Annotated in this window: 14 protein-coding genes; 8 read left to right on the top strand and 6 right to left on the bottom strand. The window is 69.4% G+C overall.

Going from position 1 to position 14,056, the window contains the following annotated elements; genetic code table 11:
* Positions 1–11: 11 nt before the first annotated feature.
* Genes AB1I47_RS16140 through AB1I47_RS16125 form a run of 4 tightly spaced genes read left to right on the top strand, consistent with a single transcriptional unit; the run spans position 12 to position 2,915 of the window.
* On the top strand, positions 12–902 hold the full coding sequence (locus AB1I47_RS16140) for an SDR family NAD(P)-dependent oxidoreductase (protein ID WP_354684752.1): 891 nt from the start codon (positions 12–14) through the stop codon (positions 900–902).
* Positions 899–1,861 carry an alpha/beta fold hydrolase gene (locus AB1I47_RS16135; protein ID WP_354684751.1) on the top strand — a complete coding sequence of 321 codons (963 nt, stop codon included), beginning with the start codon at positions 899–901 and terminating at the stop codon, positions 1,859–1,861. The genes AB1I47_RS16140 and AB1I47_RS16135 overlap by 4 nt, the downstream gene beginning before the upstream one ends.
* Before the next feature lie 17 nt (positions 1,862–1,878).
* A complete protein-coding gene (locus tag AB1I47_RS16130) occupies positions 1,879–2,754 on the top strand; it encodes a metal-dependent hydrolase (protein ID WP_354684750.1) in 876 nt (291 codons plus the stop codon).
* A complete protein-coding gene (locus AB1I47_RS16125; protein ID WP_354684749.1) occupies positions 2,751–2,915 on the top strand; it encodes a rubredoxin in 165 nt (54 codons plus the stop codon). The genes AB1I47_RS16130 and AB1I47_RS16125 overlap by 4 nt, the downstream gene beginning before the upstream one ends.
* Before the next feature lie 97 nt (positions 2,916–3,012).
* Here the strand turns inward: AB1I47_RS16125 and AB1I47_RS16120 are convergent, their stop codons facing one another.
* Positions 3,013–3,840, bottom strand: coding sequence for a MerR family transcriptional regulator (locus tag AB1I47_RS16120; protein WP_354684748.1), 828 nt, complete (start codon positions 3,838–3,840; stop codon positions 3,013–3,015).
* Positions 3,841–3,947: 107 nt separating this feature from the next.
* Here AB1I47_RS16120 and AB1I47_RS16115 point away from each other — a divergent pair, with 107 nt between their 5' ends.
* The 4 genes from AB1I47_RS16115 to AB1I47_RS16100 all read left to right on the top strand — a co-directional run bounded on the left by AB1I47_RS16115 (position 3,948) and on the right by AB1I47_RS16100 (position 9,632).
* Positions 3,948–4,925 carry a LysR family transcriptional regulator gene (locus AB1I47_RS16115; protein ID WP_354684747.1) on the top strand — a complete coding sequence of 326 codons (978 nt, stop codon included), beginning with the start codon at positions 3,948–3,950 and terminating at the stop codon, positions 4,923–4,925.
* Positions 4,926–5,040: 115 nt separating this feature from the next.
* Positions 5,041–6,009, top strand: coding sequence for a Bug family tripartite tricarboxylate transporter substrate binding protein (locus AB1I47_RS16110; protein ID WP_354684746.1), 969 nt, complete (start codon positions 5,041–5,043; stop codon positions 6,007–6,009).
* A 266-nt stretch (positions 6,010–6,275) separates the two neighbouring features.
* Positions 6,276–7,247: a M14 family metallopeptidase gene (locus tag AB1I47_RS16105; RefSeq protein WP_354684745.1), complete on the top strand. Its 972-nt coding sequence runs from the start codon at positions 6,276–6,278 to the stop codon at positions 7,245–7,247.
* A 354-nt stretch (positions 7,248–7,601) separates the two neighbouring features.
* Positions 7,602–9,632, top strand: coding sequence for a methyl-accepting chemotaxis protein (locus AB1I47_RS16100; RefSeq protein WP_354684744.1), 2,031 nt, complete (start codon positions 7,602–7,604; stop codon positions 9,630–9,632).
* Between the two features lie 33 nt (positions 9,633–9,665).
* Here the strand turns inward: AB1I47_RS16100 and AB1I47_RS16095 are convergent, their stop codons facing one another.
* The 5 genes from AB1I47_RS16095 to mnmE all read right to left on the bottom strand — a co-directional run bounded on the left by AB1I47_RS16095 (position 9,666) and on the right by mnmE (position 13,979).
* Positions 9,666–10,193: an Sbal_3080 family lipoprotein gene (locus AB1I47_RS16095; protein ID WP_354684743.1), complete on the bottom strand. Its 528-nt coding sequence runs from the start codon at positions 10,191–10,193 to the stop codon at positions 9,666–9,668.
* A 134-nt stretch (positions 10,194–10,327) separates the two neighbouring features.
* Complete coding sequence (locus tag AB1I47_RS16090; protein WP_354684742.1) at positions 10,328–10,528, bottom strand: hypothetical protein; 201 nt, start codon at positions 10,526–10,528, stop codon at positions 10,328–10,330.
* 27 nt (positions 10,529–10,555) lie between these two features.
* Entirely contained in the window at positions 10,556–11,152 is a 597-nt protein-coding gene (locus tag AB1I47_RS16085) for an OB-fold putative lipoprotein (protein ID WP_354684741.1), read from the bottom strand.
* 46 nt (positions 11,153–11,198) lie between these two features.
* Entirely contained in the window at positions 11,199–12,443 is a 1,245-nt protein-coding gene (locus tag AB1I47_RS16080) for a glycosyltransferase (RefSeq protein WP_354684740.1), read from the bottom strand.
* A gap of 108 nt (positions 12,444–12,551) precedes the next feature.
* Positions 12,552–13,979, bottom strand: coding sequence for a tRNA uridine-5-carboxymethylaminomethyl(34) synthesis GTPase MnmE (gene mnmE / locus AB1I47_RS16075; protein WP_354684739.1), 1,428 nt, complete (start codon positions 13,977–13,979; stop codon positions 12,552–12,554).
* Positions 13,980–14,056: the final 77 nt, after the last annotated feature.

Below are 14,056 nucleotides of genomic sequence, written 5' to 3'. Positions count from 1 at the left end.
AGACCCCGGACATGAAGGATTTCCGCAACAAGGTTGCCGCGATCACCGGTGCCGGCTCGGGCATCGGCCGCGCGCTGGCGGTGGCGCTGGCGCGCGCAGGCTGCCACCTGGCGCTGTCGGACCGCAATGCGGCGGGGCTGGCGCAGACGGCGGCATTCGCCATCGCCGCCGCGCCGCAGGCCCGCATCACGCAGCACACCGTCGATGTGGCCGACCGCGCCGCGGTCTACGCGTGGGCCGCCGCGGCCGCCGAAGCGCACGACCGCATCCACCTGGTCTTCAACAACGCCGGCGTGGCGTTGTCGAGCACGGTCGAGGGCATGAGCTACGACGACCTCGAATGGATCATCGGCATCAACTTCTGGGGCGTGGTGTACGGCACCAAGGCGTTCCTTCCTTACCTGAAGGCCAGCGGCGACGGCCACGTGGTCAACACGTCGAGCATCTTCGGCATCTTCGCGCAGCCGGGCATGGGCGCCTACAACGCCAGCAAGTACGCGGTGCGCGGCTTTACCGAATCGCTGCGGCAGGAGCTGGACCTGATGGACTGCGGCGTGTCGGCCACTACGGTGCACCCGGGCGGCATCAAGACCAATATCGCGCAGGCGAGCCGCGTGTCCTCCAGCGTCAACGGCTTCCTGGTGCGCGATGCGCAGCATGGCAGGGACGAGTTCGAGAAGTTCTTCATCACCTCGCCCGACAAGGCCGCGCGCGTGATCCTCGAAGGCGTGCGGCGCAACCGCCGGCGCGTGCTGATCGGGCCCGACGCATATGCCGCCGATGCGATGGCGCGGCTGCTGCCCGCGGCCTACCAGTCGCTGGTGGTGCGCGAAACGCGCCGCAAGCGCGACCTCGGTCCCGCCGTGGCCCCGGCGTCCGCCAGCCAGGGAGAGCGCCCGTGAACCGGATCGCGATCGAACAGGACGCGGCGCTGCTGGCGCCGCCGGGAACGCTGACGCGCTGGTTCGGGCAGGGCCGCGTGGGGCTTTTCAGCCTGTCGCGCGCCACGCTGGCGCAGCGCTATGCATTGCCCGCATCGCGCTGGGTGCGCGTGCTCGATGCGATGGTCCACTACACCGACGAAGGCCCCGCCGACGGCGAGACGCTGGTGCTGATCCATGGCTTCGGCGCGTCGCTGCATACGTGGGACGGCATCGTGCCGGCGCTGGCGCAGCGCTACCGCGTGCTGCGGCTAGATATCGCGCCCTTCGGGCTGACCGGGCCGCTGCGCGATGCGCGCGGACGCATCGTCACCATGGATGTGCATCGCTACCGCGATTTCATCGATGCCTTCCTCAACGCGGTGAAGGTGCGCCGCGCCAGCCTGATCGGCAATTCGCTGGGCGGGCTGATCGCCTGGGACCTGGCGGTGCGCCGGCCCAATGCCGTCGACAAGCTGGTGCTGATCGATGCCGCGGGTTTCCCGATGAAGCTGCCGGTCTATATCGACCTGTTCCGCCATGCGCCGGTGCGCTGGTCGGCGCCGTGGATGCTGCCCGAGTTCATCATCCGCGCCGCCACGCGCGACGTGTATGGCGATGCCTCGCGCGTGCCCGAATCCACCTTCCGCCGCTACGTGGATTTCTTCTATGCCGAGGGCAGCCGCGAGGCCGTCGGCAAGATGGTGCCGAAGCTCGACTTCGCCGGGCTCGACACGCACCTGCTCGCCAGCGTGCGCGCGCCCACGCTGGTGCTGTGGGGCGAGCGCGACCGCTGGATCCCGCCCGCGCATGCGCAGGCCTTCGCGGCGCGCATTCCCGGCGCGCAACTGAAGCGCTACGCGGGGCTCGGCCATGTGCCGATGGAAGAAGACCCGCAGCGTGTCGCGGCAGACCTGCTGCCGTTCCTGACCGGACATTGATCACCAAGGAGACCGCCATGATGCCAGTCCGCCGCGACGTGCATCCCCACCTGCCGCCAGCACGCATCAGCGACTGGCACGAACGGGGCCGTCACGTCACCCATTTCATCAACGCGCTGTCGATCTTCTTCCCCGCCGGGGAGCGCTTCTTCATGGACAGCGTGCGCAACTACCGCGACCAGGTGAAGGATCCCGAACTGAGCCGCGCCATCGCCGGCTTTATCGGCCAGGAAGCAATGCACACGCGCGAGCACATCCTCTACAACCGGCTGATGGAAAACGCCGGCCTGCCCGCTGCGGCGCTGGACCGCGCGGTGTGGAAGCTGCTCGACCTGCTGCGCAAGATCCTGCCCAGGTCATGGCAGCTTGCCCACACCATCGCGCTGGAGCACTACACCGCGATGCTCGCCGGCGGCCTGCTGCAGGACAGCCGCCACATGGGCTCTCGCTCGGAGGCCGGCTATATGCAGGTATGGACCTGGCATGCGCTGGAAGAAACCGAGCACAAGGCCGTGGCCTACGACGTGTGGAACACGGTGATGAAGCCCGGCCCGTATCGGTACTTCGTGCGCACCTTTACCATGCTGAGCACCACGGTGACGTTCTGGGCGATGGTGTTCGTGTTCCATATTGCGCTGGTGATGGCGGACAAGGACTGCCGCAACAAGCTGCCCGGATTCGGCAGCGTGATGCGCTTCCTGTGGGGCTCGCCCGGCGTGCTGCGCAAGATGATCCCGGAGTGGCTGAGCTACTTCCGCCCGGGCTTCCATCCGTGGGATGACGACAACCGCGCCGAGCTGGCGCGCATCGCACCGCTGATCGCCGAGATCGAGGACACCGCGCGCCGCGCGGGCGCTTCCACCCGCGCGCCTTCGTTGAGGAGCGCTGCATGACCGTCTGGCAGTGTCGTATCTGTGGGTTCGTCTATGAGGAAGCGTTCGGCATGCCCGAGCATGGGATCGCGCCGGGCACGCCGTGGGGTGCGGTGCCGGCGGACTGGAGTTGTCCGGACTGCGGCATGGCGAAATGGGATTTCGATATGGTGGCGGTGTAGGACGCTGCCTCGGTAGCTCGATGCGTCGGCATGTGCAAACCAGCAGCGTGACTCCCCCCTCCCGCAGGCGGAAGCGGGGAGCAAACCATCGCGGAAGTTACGGTTTTCCGCCGCCGTCCCCATCATGCAAATGCTCAATAATCGCCGCCACCCGATCCCCCAGATACTTGTTGGCCGAGATCTCCAGCGCCCGCATCATCTCCGTCTCCGCCATCACCAGCGCCAGCGGGCGGATGCGCCACAGCACGTCAACCAGCCGCGGCACGTCCTGCGGCGGCGGCAGCTTGCCGACGCCGAAGCGGTCGAGCTCGCGCACCACCATCGCCACGATCTGGTCCGATACCGCCTGGAAATGCCCGCGCGCCTGCGCGATGATCTCCAGCACGTCTTCCAGCGCAAAGCCGGCGCGCGCGATCTCTGCGCCCGCGGCGAGCGCGCGCGGACTGCGCGCCAGATAGCCCAGGCCGTCCGGTTCAAGTAGTCCCAGCGCAATCGCCCTCGCCAGCGCCGGCCGCGAGATCGCGCGGCCAAAGAGCCGCGCCAGCGCCAGGTACGAGTAATGCCGCGGCGCCTCGTTGGTCCACGGGCTGCTGATCGCCGTCTCCAGCCCCAGGATCGAGCGCAGGTCGTGGCCTTCGACGATGGCCTTGAGCAGCTCGGTGATATTGGCCAGCGTATAGCCGCGCGCCAGCAGGTGGTGGATCAGCTTGAGCCGCCCAAGGTGCGCCTGGGTGTAGATGCCGACGCGGCCGCGCCGCTGCGGCGGGTCGATCAGGCCGCGGTCCTGGTAGGAGCGCACATTGCGCACGGTGGTGCCGGTCGCGCGCGCCAGCTCGTCGATGGTGTACTCGGGAGCGGGCTGCGGCGGGTTGCCGGACGCCTGGCTGGTCGGGGACGATGGGGTGCGGCGCCGGGTCAGTGTCATGGCAAAAATTCTAACCGAGGAATGTGGCAGGCAAAGAAGACCGCCGGTTTTGCCGATAATGAGGGCATCGCCGCTCTGCACTCACCTGCCCTCACCGGTCCCTTCCCATGCACATCCGCTGGCTCGAAGACTTCGTCTGCCTGGCCCAGGCCGGCAGCCTGGCGCGCGCCGCCGAACTGCGCAACGTGACCCCGCCCGCGTTCGGCCGGCGCATGCAGGCGCTGGAGGTGTGGGCCGGCGCGCCGCTGATCGACCGCAGCGTGTTCCCGGTGCGTCTGACCGCCGAGGGCCGCCAGTTCCTGGAAGCCGCGCAGAGCGCCCTGCGCACCCTCGACGAAACCCGCCTGGCGCTGCGCGCCGCGCACCGCGCCGATGCCAGCACGCTGACCATCGCCACCGGCAAGACGCTGGCGCGCTCGATGGTGCCGGCGTGGCTGGCGGGGCTGCGCGAGGCGCTGCGGCATGACCCCGATGCCGCCGGCTTCCGCACGCGGCTGTCGACCTTCCCGACGCACGACGCGCTGGAGGTTTTCGCCGAGGGCGATGCCGATTTCCTGCTGTGCTACAGCCCGCCGGACCTGCCGGTGATGCTGGACGATGCGCGCTACCAGTTCCACCTGGCGGGCGTGGAGCGGCTGGTGTGCGTCAGCGCCGCGGATGCGGGCGGCGCGCCGCTGCATCGGCTGATGACCGGCAAAGGAAGCGACAAGGCCGGCGGCAAGACCACCGGCAAGACTGCCGCCAAGCCGGTGCCGATGATCGCCTACGCCGAGACCCTGACCCTGGGCCGCATGGTCAACCAGGAGATCGCGCGCCGCAAGCTGGCGCCGCGCCTGGACGTGATCGCGGTCAGCGACTTTGCCGAGTCGGTGCACGAGATGGTGCGCCAGCGCATGGGGCTGGCCTGGCTGCCGGCGCGGCTGATCGCAGACGACCTGCACGCCGGGCGGGTGGTGCGCGCCATTGCCGGCACCGGCGCCGAGGGCGACGACCTGGCGCTGGATATCCGCCTGTACCGCCCGCGCGCGCCGATGCGCCCCCTGGCCGAGGCGTTCTGGCGTGCCGCGGTGCAGGCGCCGCGCTAGCTTTGCGGCCATTGCCGGATCGGCAACCCCTGTTGCCAAAGCCGCACGCCGGCTTGGTCCCGCGCTCACTAACATCAAGCCACAACACTTAAACCGGGACCCCAGAGCCAAGACCATGAAGATCCTCCTGCGCGCGGCCGCTGCCGCACTCTGCCTTGCCACATCCGCCGGCGCCGTTGCCGCCACCTGGCCCGCCAAGCCGATCACGCTGGTGGTGGGCTACACCGCCGGCGGCAGCGTCGACCTGGTCGCCCGCACCATCGCGCCGGAACTCGGCAAGCGCCTGGGACAGAGCGTGGTGATCGAAAACCTGGGCGGCGCCGGCGGCACCATCGGCGCGTCCAAGGTGGTCAAGGCCGAGGCTGACGGCTACACGCTGCTGATGGGCTCGGGCAGCGAAGTGTCGATCGCGCGCCTGACCAACCCCGCGGTGCGCTACGACGGCGAGAAAGACCTGGCGCCGGTGACCTTCGTCGGCACGCAGCCGATGGTGCTGGTCGGCAAGGCCGGCCTGCCGGCGAAGAACGCCGCCGAGCTGATCGCGCTGGCCAGGGCGCAGCCCGGCAAGCTGGCATATGCGTCGTCGGGCGTAGGCACGCCGCTGAACCTCGCCGGCGAGCTGATCAAGCAGCAGGGCAAGGTCAATATCACGCACGTGCCGTACAAGGGCGCATCGGCGATGGCGACCGACCTGCTGGGCGGGCAGATCGACCTGGCAGTGATGGTGCTGTCGTCGGCGCTCCCGCATATCCAGGCCGGGCGGGTGCAGGCTTATGGCGTGACCGGCAGCAAGCGGGCGGCGGTGGCGCCGAATGTGCCCGCGCTGGCCGAGACGCCGGCGCTGAAGGGTGTGGATATGGGGGTTTGGTTCGGGCTGATGGGGCCGGCCAACCTGCCCAAGCCGGTGGTGGAGCGGCTGAATACCGAGATGCAGGCGGTGCTGGCGCTGCCGGAGGTGAAGAAGAAGCTGGCGGAAGCTGGCGTGGAGGTGACCCCGGGCAATCCTGCGCAGTTTGGCGGGTTTATCAAGCGGGAGACCGGGCGGTATCGGACGATTGTGCAGACTGCGGGCATTCAAGAGTAAGTGAGGTGTTGAGCGGCATCGCTTCTGCAAGCGCCTGCCCTCTCCCCCGCCCCTCTCCCGCGCGCGGGGAGAGGGGAGACCACAGCGGGCCTGGGCGAGGGCCGAAGCAGTTCGCAAGAACTGAAGCCGTTTCCCGACCGTCTGTTTGCTCCCCTCTCCCGCCTGCGGGAGAGCCGGGGGAGAGGGCAGGCGCCGGCAGGACCCACTGTCGCTAAATCAACCGAAATCAAAATCCCCTCCGTGCCACCTGAAGACACCAGATTCCGATGACCCAACAAGCCCTCCTCGAAGCCTACCCCGTCGACGTCACCTTCCCCGACATCCGCCCCTACGCCCCCGGCAACACCGGCATCCCCTACCTCTACACCTTCGACAGCGGCCAACCCGGCCCGCACGTCATGGTCAACGCGCTGACCCACGGCAACGAAGTCTGCGGCGCCATCGCCGTCAAGGCGCTGCTGGACCACGGCCTGCGCCCTCGCCGCGGCCGCCTGACGCTGTCGTTCGCCAACGTCGATGCCTACCACCGCTTCGATGCCGCCAGCCCAGATGCGTCGCGCTTCGTCGACCAGGACTTCAACCGCGTCTGGACCGCGGCCACGCTGGACGACACCAGCCGCGATTCCTCCGAGCTGCGCCGCGCGCGCGCCATGCGCCCGGTGATCGATACCGTCGACCTGCTGCTCGACCTGCACTCGATGCACGAAAAAAGCCGCCCGCTGATCGTCTCCGGTCCGCTCGACAAGGGCATCGCGCTGGCCCTTGCCTTGGGCGCCCCGGCCGACGTGATCGTCGACGAGGGCCATCCCGAAGGCCGCCGCATGCGGGACTACGACGGCTTTGGCGCTGCCGCCAGCCCGCGCAATGCGCTGCTGATCGAATGCGGCCAGCACTGGGAGCCGGCCGCGGTGACGGTGGCGCAGGACAGCACCGCGCGCTTCCTGCTGCATGCCGGCGTGGTCGATCCTAGCGACCTGCCCGCCGGCTGGCTGCAACCGCTGCCCACCACGCGGCGCGTGGTACGCGTGACCGAGCCGGTGGTGGCCACCAGCATGGATTTCCGCTTTGCCGGTCCTTACACCGGGCTGGAGACCTTTGCCGAGGCCGGCACCGTCATTGCCTGGCGCGACGGCGAGCCGGTGGTGACGCCCTATCCAGATTGCGTGCTGGTGATGCCATCGCTGCGGCAGTTGCGGCCCGGGGTCACGGTGGTGCGGCTGGGTCGGCTGGAGCGCTAAGCCTCTCGCCATCGTACGACCCACCACGGCCTCCGCTTGCCGACTGTGTACTCCCTCTCCCGGTTGCGGGAGAGGGCCGGGGTGAGGGCCAGGCGTGCCGACGAAGTGCCGCAGTCGATATTGCCAGCGCCCGCCCTCACCCCCAGCCCCTCTCCCGCACGCGCCAACCGACCAGCATTTGCGCCGTCCGCGCCACAAATCCGCGCCCGGCATCCCCCGAACGCTTCATCCACCCCCTTCCCTTCAAGTCCGGTCCGCTTCCATCCGTAAACCGCCACAAGACAACACGCCGCAGAGCGTGCCTTGTTCGCGCCCTCAACCACTGGCGCGTGGCCCTTTACCGGAGGACCTCGCATGCAACCGTCCGCTCCCCTGTCCGCCTACCCGGCGGCATCGCTTTCCCCTACCCGTTCATCCGCCACGTCACGGCTGAAGCTGGCCGGCGCACGTAGCGTCGGCACGCGCCTGGCGCTGATCATCCTGGTCGTGCAGCTGGTGGTGTTCTGCGCCTTCGCGCTGGCGCTGTCGGCCAGCAGCACGCGCCAGCTCGAAGCGCAGGAACGCGACAGCCTGCTGGCCGAAACGCAAACGCTGCGCGACATGGTCGCGCAGTTCGACGACACCATGCTGCAGGAGGCCGACCGCTTCCTGCGCACCTTCGCCTCGTTCGTGCCGGGCCCGTATGCGCTCGATCCCACGCAAACGGTCGAAGTCGCCGGCAAGCCCACGCCGCAGTTCCGCAGCGGGGACACCATCCTCAACGCCAACTTCGCCATCCCCGACCGCTTCCTCGACATCAGCGGCGGCACCGTGGCGACGATCTTCGCGCGCAACGGCGACGACTTCGTGCGCGTCACCACCTCGCTGAAGAAGCAGAATGGCGAGCGCGCCGTCGGCACGTTGCTGGACCGCAGCCATCCCGCGTACGCGGCGGTGACCTCGGGCCGCACCTACCGCGGCCTGGCGTGGCTGTTCGGCAAGCCCTATATGAGCAAGTACGAGCCGGTGCGCGACGCGGCCGGCAAGGTCGTCGGCGCGCTGTATGTGGGCGTCAACGTCGAGTCCGAGCTGGCGATGATGAAGAACCGCATCCGCCGCAAGCAGGTCGGCACGGACGGGCACTTCATGGTGATCGACGGCAAGGCCGGCACTGACCAGGGCAAGCTGCTGGTGGACCGCGCGCAGGAAGGCGGCAACCTGATCGATGCGCGCGACACGGCAGGCAAGACCTGGGTGCGCGACATGATCGCCGCGCGCGATGGCGCGGTGATGCATCGCGTGGCGCTCGGAAACGCGCCCGCCGGCGACCGGCTGACCGCCTTCGCGACGTACCCGGAATGGCAGTGGGTGATCGCCGGCACGGTGCCGCTGGAAAGCCTGCACCAGGCGCTGGTGGCCAACCGCAACCGCTTCCTGCTGGCCGGGCTGGTGCTGGCGCTGGTGGTGTCCGCGGGCCTGTGGTGGCTGCTGCGCCGCATGGTCAGCGCGCCGCTGGGCAGCGCGGTGCAGGCCGCCTCGCAACTGGCTGCCGGCGACCTGACCACGCGCATGGACAGCCGCCGCCGCGACGAGATCGGCGAGCTGATGCGTGCGATCGACGGCGTGGGACAGGGGCTCTCGGGCATCGTCGGACAGGTGCGTGCCAGCGCCTCGGCGATTGCCGGCAGTACCAGCGAGATCGCCAGCGGCAATGCCGACCTGTCGGCGCGCACCTCGACGCAGGCCGGCAGCCTGGAGCGTACGGTGTCGAGCCTGGAGCAGCTGGCCACCACCGTGAAGCAGAACGCCGACAACGCGCACGACGCCGACCAGGCCGTCGGCGGCGCCGCGGGCGCAGCGCGCGAGGGCGGACGCACGGTGGCGCAGGTGGTGCAGACCATGGATGGCATCCACCGCAATGCACAGCAGGTGGTCGACATCATCGGCATGATCGACGGCATCGCCTTCCAGACCAACATCCTCGCGCTGAACGCCGCGGTGGAAGCGGCCCGTGCCGGCGAGCATGGCCGCGGCTTTGCCGTGGTGGCAGGCGAGGTGCGCGCGCTGGCGCAGCGCAGCGCCAGTGCCGCGGGCGAGATCAAGCAGCTGATCGAGCGCACCGTGACCGACCTGCGCGCGGGCAACGACGCCGTGCAGCAGGCCGGCGCCGCCATCGACGATATCGTGCGGCGCGTGGAAGGCGTGGCGGCGCTGGTGCGCGATATCAGCGTGGCCTCGCGCGAACAGGCGCAGGGCCTGAGCGAGGTCAGCGGCGCGGTGGCGGAGATGGACAACGCCACGCAGCAGAATGCCGCGCTGGTGGAAGAAGCCGCCGCAACCGCGGACAGCCTGCATCAGCAGGCACAGGCGCTGCGCGATGCGGTGGAGGTGTTCAGGTTGGGGTGATTTGCCTGTCGTCCCCGCGAAAGCGGGGACCGTTCAGACCGGCGCAGCCTGCGTCCCGGCCGGCGGCTGCATCCCCGGGAACAACTGCTCGACCAGCTCATCCAGCTTCGCCGCCGGCTGCACGAAGTTGCTCAGGTTCAGCCCGCCCGCGCTGCGGTTGGCGTTGTAGATCGCCTTGCCGACGCGCTCGCCATTGCGGAACACCGTGATATCGACGCTGTTCAGGTACGAGGTCCAGTACCAGGCGCTGCGGGCGGTATATAGCGCCACCATCGGGCACGCCGCCACCGACGCATCCGCCTGCAGCAGCTTCACTTCGAAATTGCGCTGCTGCAGCGATGCGCGGAATGCCTCGACATAGTCATTGCCCGTGACCGGGTTCACCACCACGCACAGCAGCGTGCCGTTGGCGCCGTAGTGGCCGCGCGGACCGCCACCGGCCGGCTGGAACGCGGCAATGGCGTCGGAGCGGTCGGGGCGGTCGACCGGGGTTACGGCCTGGTAGGTCGAGCAGCCGGTAATCAGCAGGCCGAGGCTGGCGGCCAGCAGAGCTTTGTTCATGGGATTCCTGGATGGCATGAGGCGGCGCCGGCGCGCAATGCGGGCAGCCTGTCTTCACACTGTAGGCGCCGGCGCAACCATCCAATCTTGCGAACAGAACTGCAAAACCGGCGCTTCTGCGCCGGCGTGGCGCCTCAGGCCCCTGCGCCGCCCTGTGCCAGCCGGCCCACCAGGATCAGGCAAACGGCCGCCAGGCACAGCCCGATCACCGCCACCTGCAGCCGCGTCACGGGTTTGCCGCCCAGCAGCGTCTGGCTCAGCCACGCGGGCGAAACCACCCCGACGATCGTCGCGACCATGATCACGATGGCGAGGACGGACAACACGGATTGCATGACGAAACTCCGGAAGGGTCATGGGGATCAGTTAGCGCCGCCGCGCAGCAGGCAGTCGCGCAGCAGCGGCGTACCGTCCGCCAGCCCCGCGCCGTTGCATTCCAGCGCCACCTTCTGGCCGCGCCGGACCATGGTGGCGCGCGCCTCCACCTCGCACACCCGCCCTGCCGGCCCGCAGATCTGCCGTTGCAGCAGCAGCGCGCGCACGTTCACGCCGGGATCGTTGGTGCGGATATCGACAAAGACCTGGTCGCCCTCGCGGCGAATGCCGCTGGCCACGCCTTCGACGATCAGGTACTTGCCGACGTAGCGCTCGTTCGCGGCGTCAGGGCTGTTGCGATAGTCGTCCAGCATGGCGCTGGCCTGAATCTGCGGCAGGCGGTCGGCGGGACGGTCCGGGTCGATGCTGATGGGTTCGAGCGTGCCGTCGTGCGGCACGCCGCGCGCGACGCTGGCCGGTGCGGGTGCTGATGCCGGTGCCGGTTCTGCGGCGCTGGCATCGGCCGGCGCCGCGGGCTCGGGGCCGCCGACATCGTCGCGGCGGTCATTGCCGGCAAACCACAACATGCCAAGGACGGCCACGGCGACGATGGCAACGAGGATTTGCTGGGTACGGTTCAACATCGAAGGATCCTGCGTGAATGCGTGCGATAGCAGCGGGTGCCCGCGATTATGCGCCTTGCCGGCCGCAGAATCGCCCGATCGCGAGCACGGCGTTGTCGACGCCACGTTCTGCGGCGATCGCGCGGCCCAGCGTGGCAGCCTTCTCGCGCGTGGCGGCCAGCTCGGTAAAGCCGATCATCGACGCAAGCTGCGCGGCATCGATCTTGTGCCCTTCGACATGGCGCGGCGCCACGCCCAGCGCGGCCAGCCGGCCCGCCCAGAAGAACTGGTCACCGGCAAACGGCAGCACGATCGACGGCACGCCCGCCGCCGCCACCGCATGCGTGGTGCCCGCGCCGCCATGATGGATCGCCGCCGAGACGCGCGGCATCAGCCAGTCATGCGGCGTCGCGCTGACCACGTGGAAATTCGGCGGCAGCGCGCTGACGTCGATGCCGCTCCAGCCGGGATAGAACAGCGCACGCCGGCCATCCACCGCCTGCACCAGCGCCGTCACCACCTTCTGCCGGTCAAAGCCCGCCATGCTGCCAAAGCCGATATACAGCGGCGGCGCGCCCGCGGCGAGGAAGTCGCGCAGCGGCGCATCGGGCTGCCAGTGCGGCTGCGGCGGCATGGTCCACGCGCCGCACACCAGCCAGTCGGCATGCCAGTCGCGCGGGCGCGGCACCAGGTGCGGCGACATCGCGTACAGCGTCGGGAAATCGCGCCACATCGCCTTGCGCGGCGGCACGCCGAACAGCTTTGCGCGCGCGGCGTTGGTGGCCGGCCGGAACATGCGCCACAGCACGAAGTTGATCAGCATATGGCTGCCATAGCTGGCCCAGCCCGGCATCCGGAACGGTGGCAGCAGCGCCGACGGGAAATCGCGCGTGGGCGAGATCGGGAACATGCCCGCGGCAATCACCGGCTTGCCCAACTGCTCGCCCACCGACAGCGCCACATACGCCGTCAGCCCCGAAAACACGATGCCATCGGCATCGCGCGCGGCTTCGGCCAGCTGCGCCATCCACGCCTCGGTATTGTCCTCGGCAATGCGCGCAAACGCCCGCGTGGCCTCCGCCACGTTGCCGCCCTCGTTCATCAGCTTGTGCAGCGCGCCGCCGGGCGCCAGCGTCTGCTGGATGTCGCCCGCCATCGGCGCGAACGCCAACCCATGCTCCGCGGCCAACGCAGCCGCCGAGCGTTCGCCGAGCATCAGCACATCATGGCCGGCATCGCGCAGGCCCAGGCCCAGCGCAACGATCGGGCGACAATCGCCCTGGGTACCGAAGGTGATCAGGATGAGGCGCATGGAAACGAAGGCGCCGCGGTGCGCGGCGCGGGCAGGGTCGTGAGTGACCTGCAGTTTACCCGCGCCCGCGCGGGTGCGCGCAGCGGCATCGTGCCGCGTGTCAGCGCTTCATTTGCCGATGCAGAAGCGGGTAAAGATGGTCCCCAGCAGATCGTCGCTGGTGAATTCACCGGTAATGCTGTTCAGGCACTCCTGCGCCAGCCGCAGCTCCTCGGCAAACAAATCCAGCGCCTGCGCCTGGTGCTCGGCCTGTTCCGCCGCGATATCCAGGTGCGACTGCGCACTGCGCAGCGCCGTCAGGTGCCGCTCGCGCGCGAGGAACGTCCCTTCGTTGCCCGACTGCCAGCCGACCAGGCGCAGCAGTTCACGGCGCAGCAGCTCGATACCGGCGCCGGTGCGCGCCGAGATCCAGATCTCGGTCGGGTTGGGCCCGTTGGCGGCGACCACGTGCGGGCGGTTGCCGCTGAACATCATGTCGCCCACCGCGGGCGCCTTGTCGATCTTGTTGACCACGCGCACGATCGGCGAGCCCGGCGGAAGCTGGCCGCTGAGCTGGTCGTCGATGGCGTCGTCGGCCTCGGACAGGCCGTGGCGCAGGTAGTCGGTGGCATCGACCAGGTGCAGCACGATGTCGGCGCGGCGAATCGCGTCCCAGGTGCGTTCGATGCCGATGCGCTCGACCTCGTCCGAGGCCTGCTCGCGCAGGCCGGCGGTGTCGACGATATGCAGCGGGATGCCGTCGATCTGGATGGTCTCGCGCACGCGGTCGCGCGTGGTGCCGGCGATGGGCGTGACGATGGCCAGCTCGGCGCCGGCCAGCGCGTTGAGCAACGACGACTTGCCCACGTTGGGCTGGCCCGCCAGCACCACCGACAGCCCTTCGCGCAGCAGCGCGCCCTGGCGCGCCTGCGTCAGCACGGCGCCCAGTTCAGTGCGGATGGTGGCGAGCTGGCCGCGCGCGTCGGATTGCTCGAGGAAATCGATCTCTTCCTCGGGGAAGTCCAGCGTGGCTTCGACCAGCATGCGCAGGTGGATAACTTTATCCACAAGCTTGCGGATGGCATTGGAGAACTCGCCCTCCATCGAGCGCGCCGCCGAACGCGCCGCGGCCTCGGTGCTGGCTTCGATCAGGTCGGCGACGGCCTCGGCCTGTGCAAGGTCGAGCTTGTCGTTGAGGAAGGCGCGGCGCGTGAATTCGCCCGGCTCGGCCAGGCGCAGGCCGATGCTGTCGCCGGCCTGCAGGCAGCGCGTCAGCAGCAGCTGCATCACCACCGGGCCGCCGTGGCCCTGCAGCTCGAGCACTTCCTCGCCGGTGTAGGAATTCGGCGCCGGGAAGTACAGCGCCAGGCCGTGGTCGATGACCTTGCCGTGCGCATCGAGGAACGGCAGGTAGGTGGCGTGGCGCGGCCTCAGCGCCTGGCCGCAGACGGCGCGCATCACGGGGCCGACATCGGGGCCCGACACGCGCACCACGCCGATGCCGCCGCGTCCGGGCGCGGTGGCGATGGCGGCAATGGGAACCTGGGGAGCAGTCATGGCGGTATTGTCGCAGATCGTGTGCGCCCGGCGTGGTACCGGCAGCGCGGTGGGTCGGCCGCCATGGCGGGCGGGGA

Source organism: Cupriavidus necator, assembly GCF_040578825.1.
In the GTDB taxonomy this organism is placed as follows: Bacteria; Pseudomonadota; Gammaproteobacteria; order Burkholderiales; family Burkholderiaceae; genus Cupriavidus; species Cupriavidus necator_E.
This window is presented reverse-complemented; position numbering and strand designations above follow the sequence as displayed.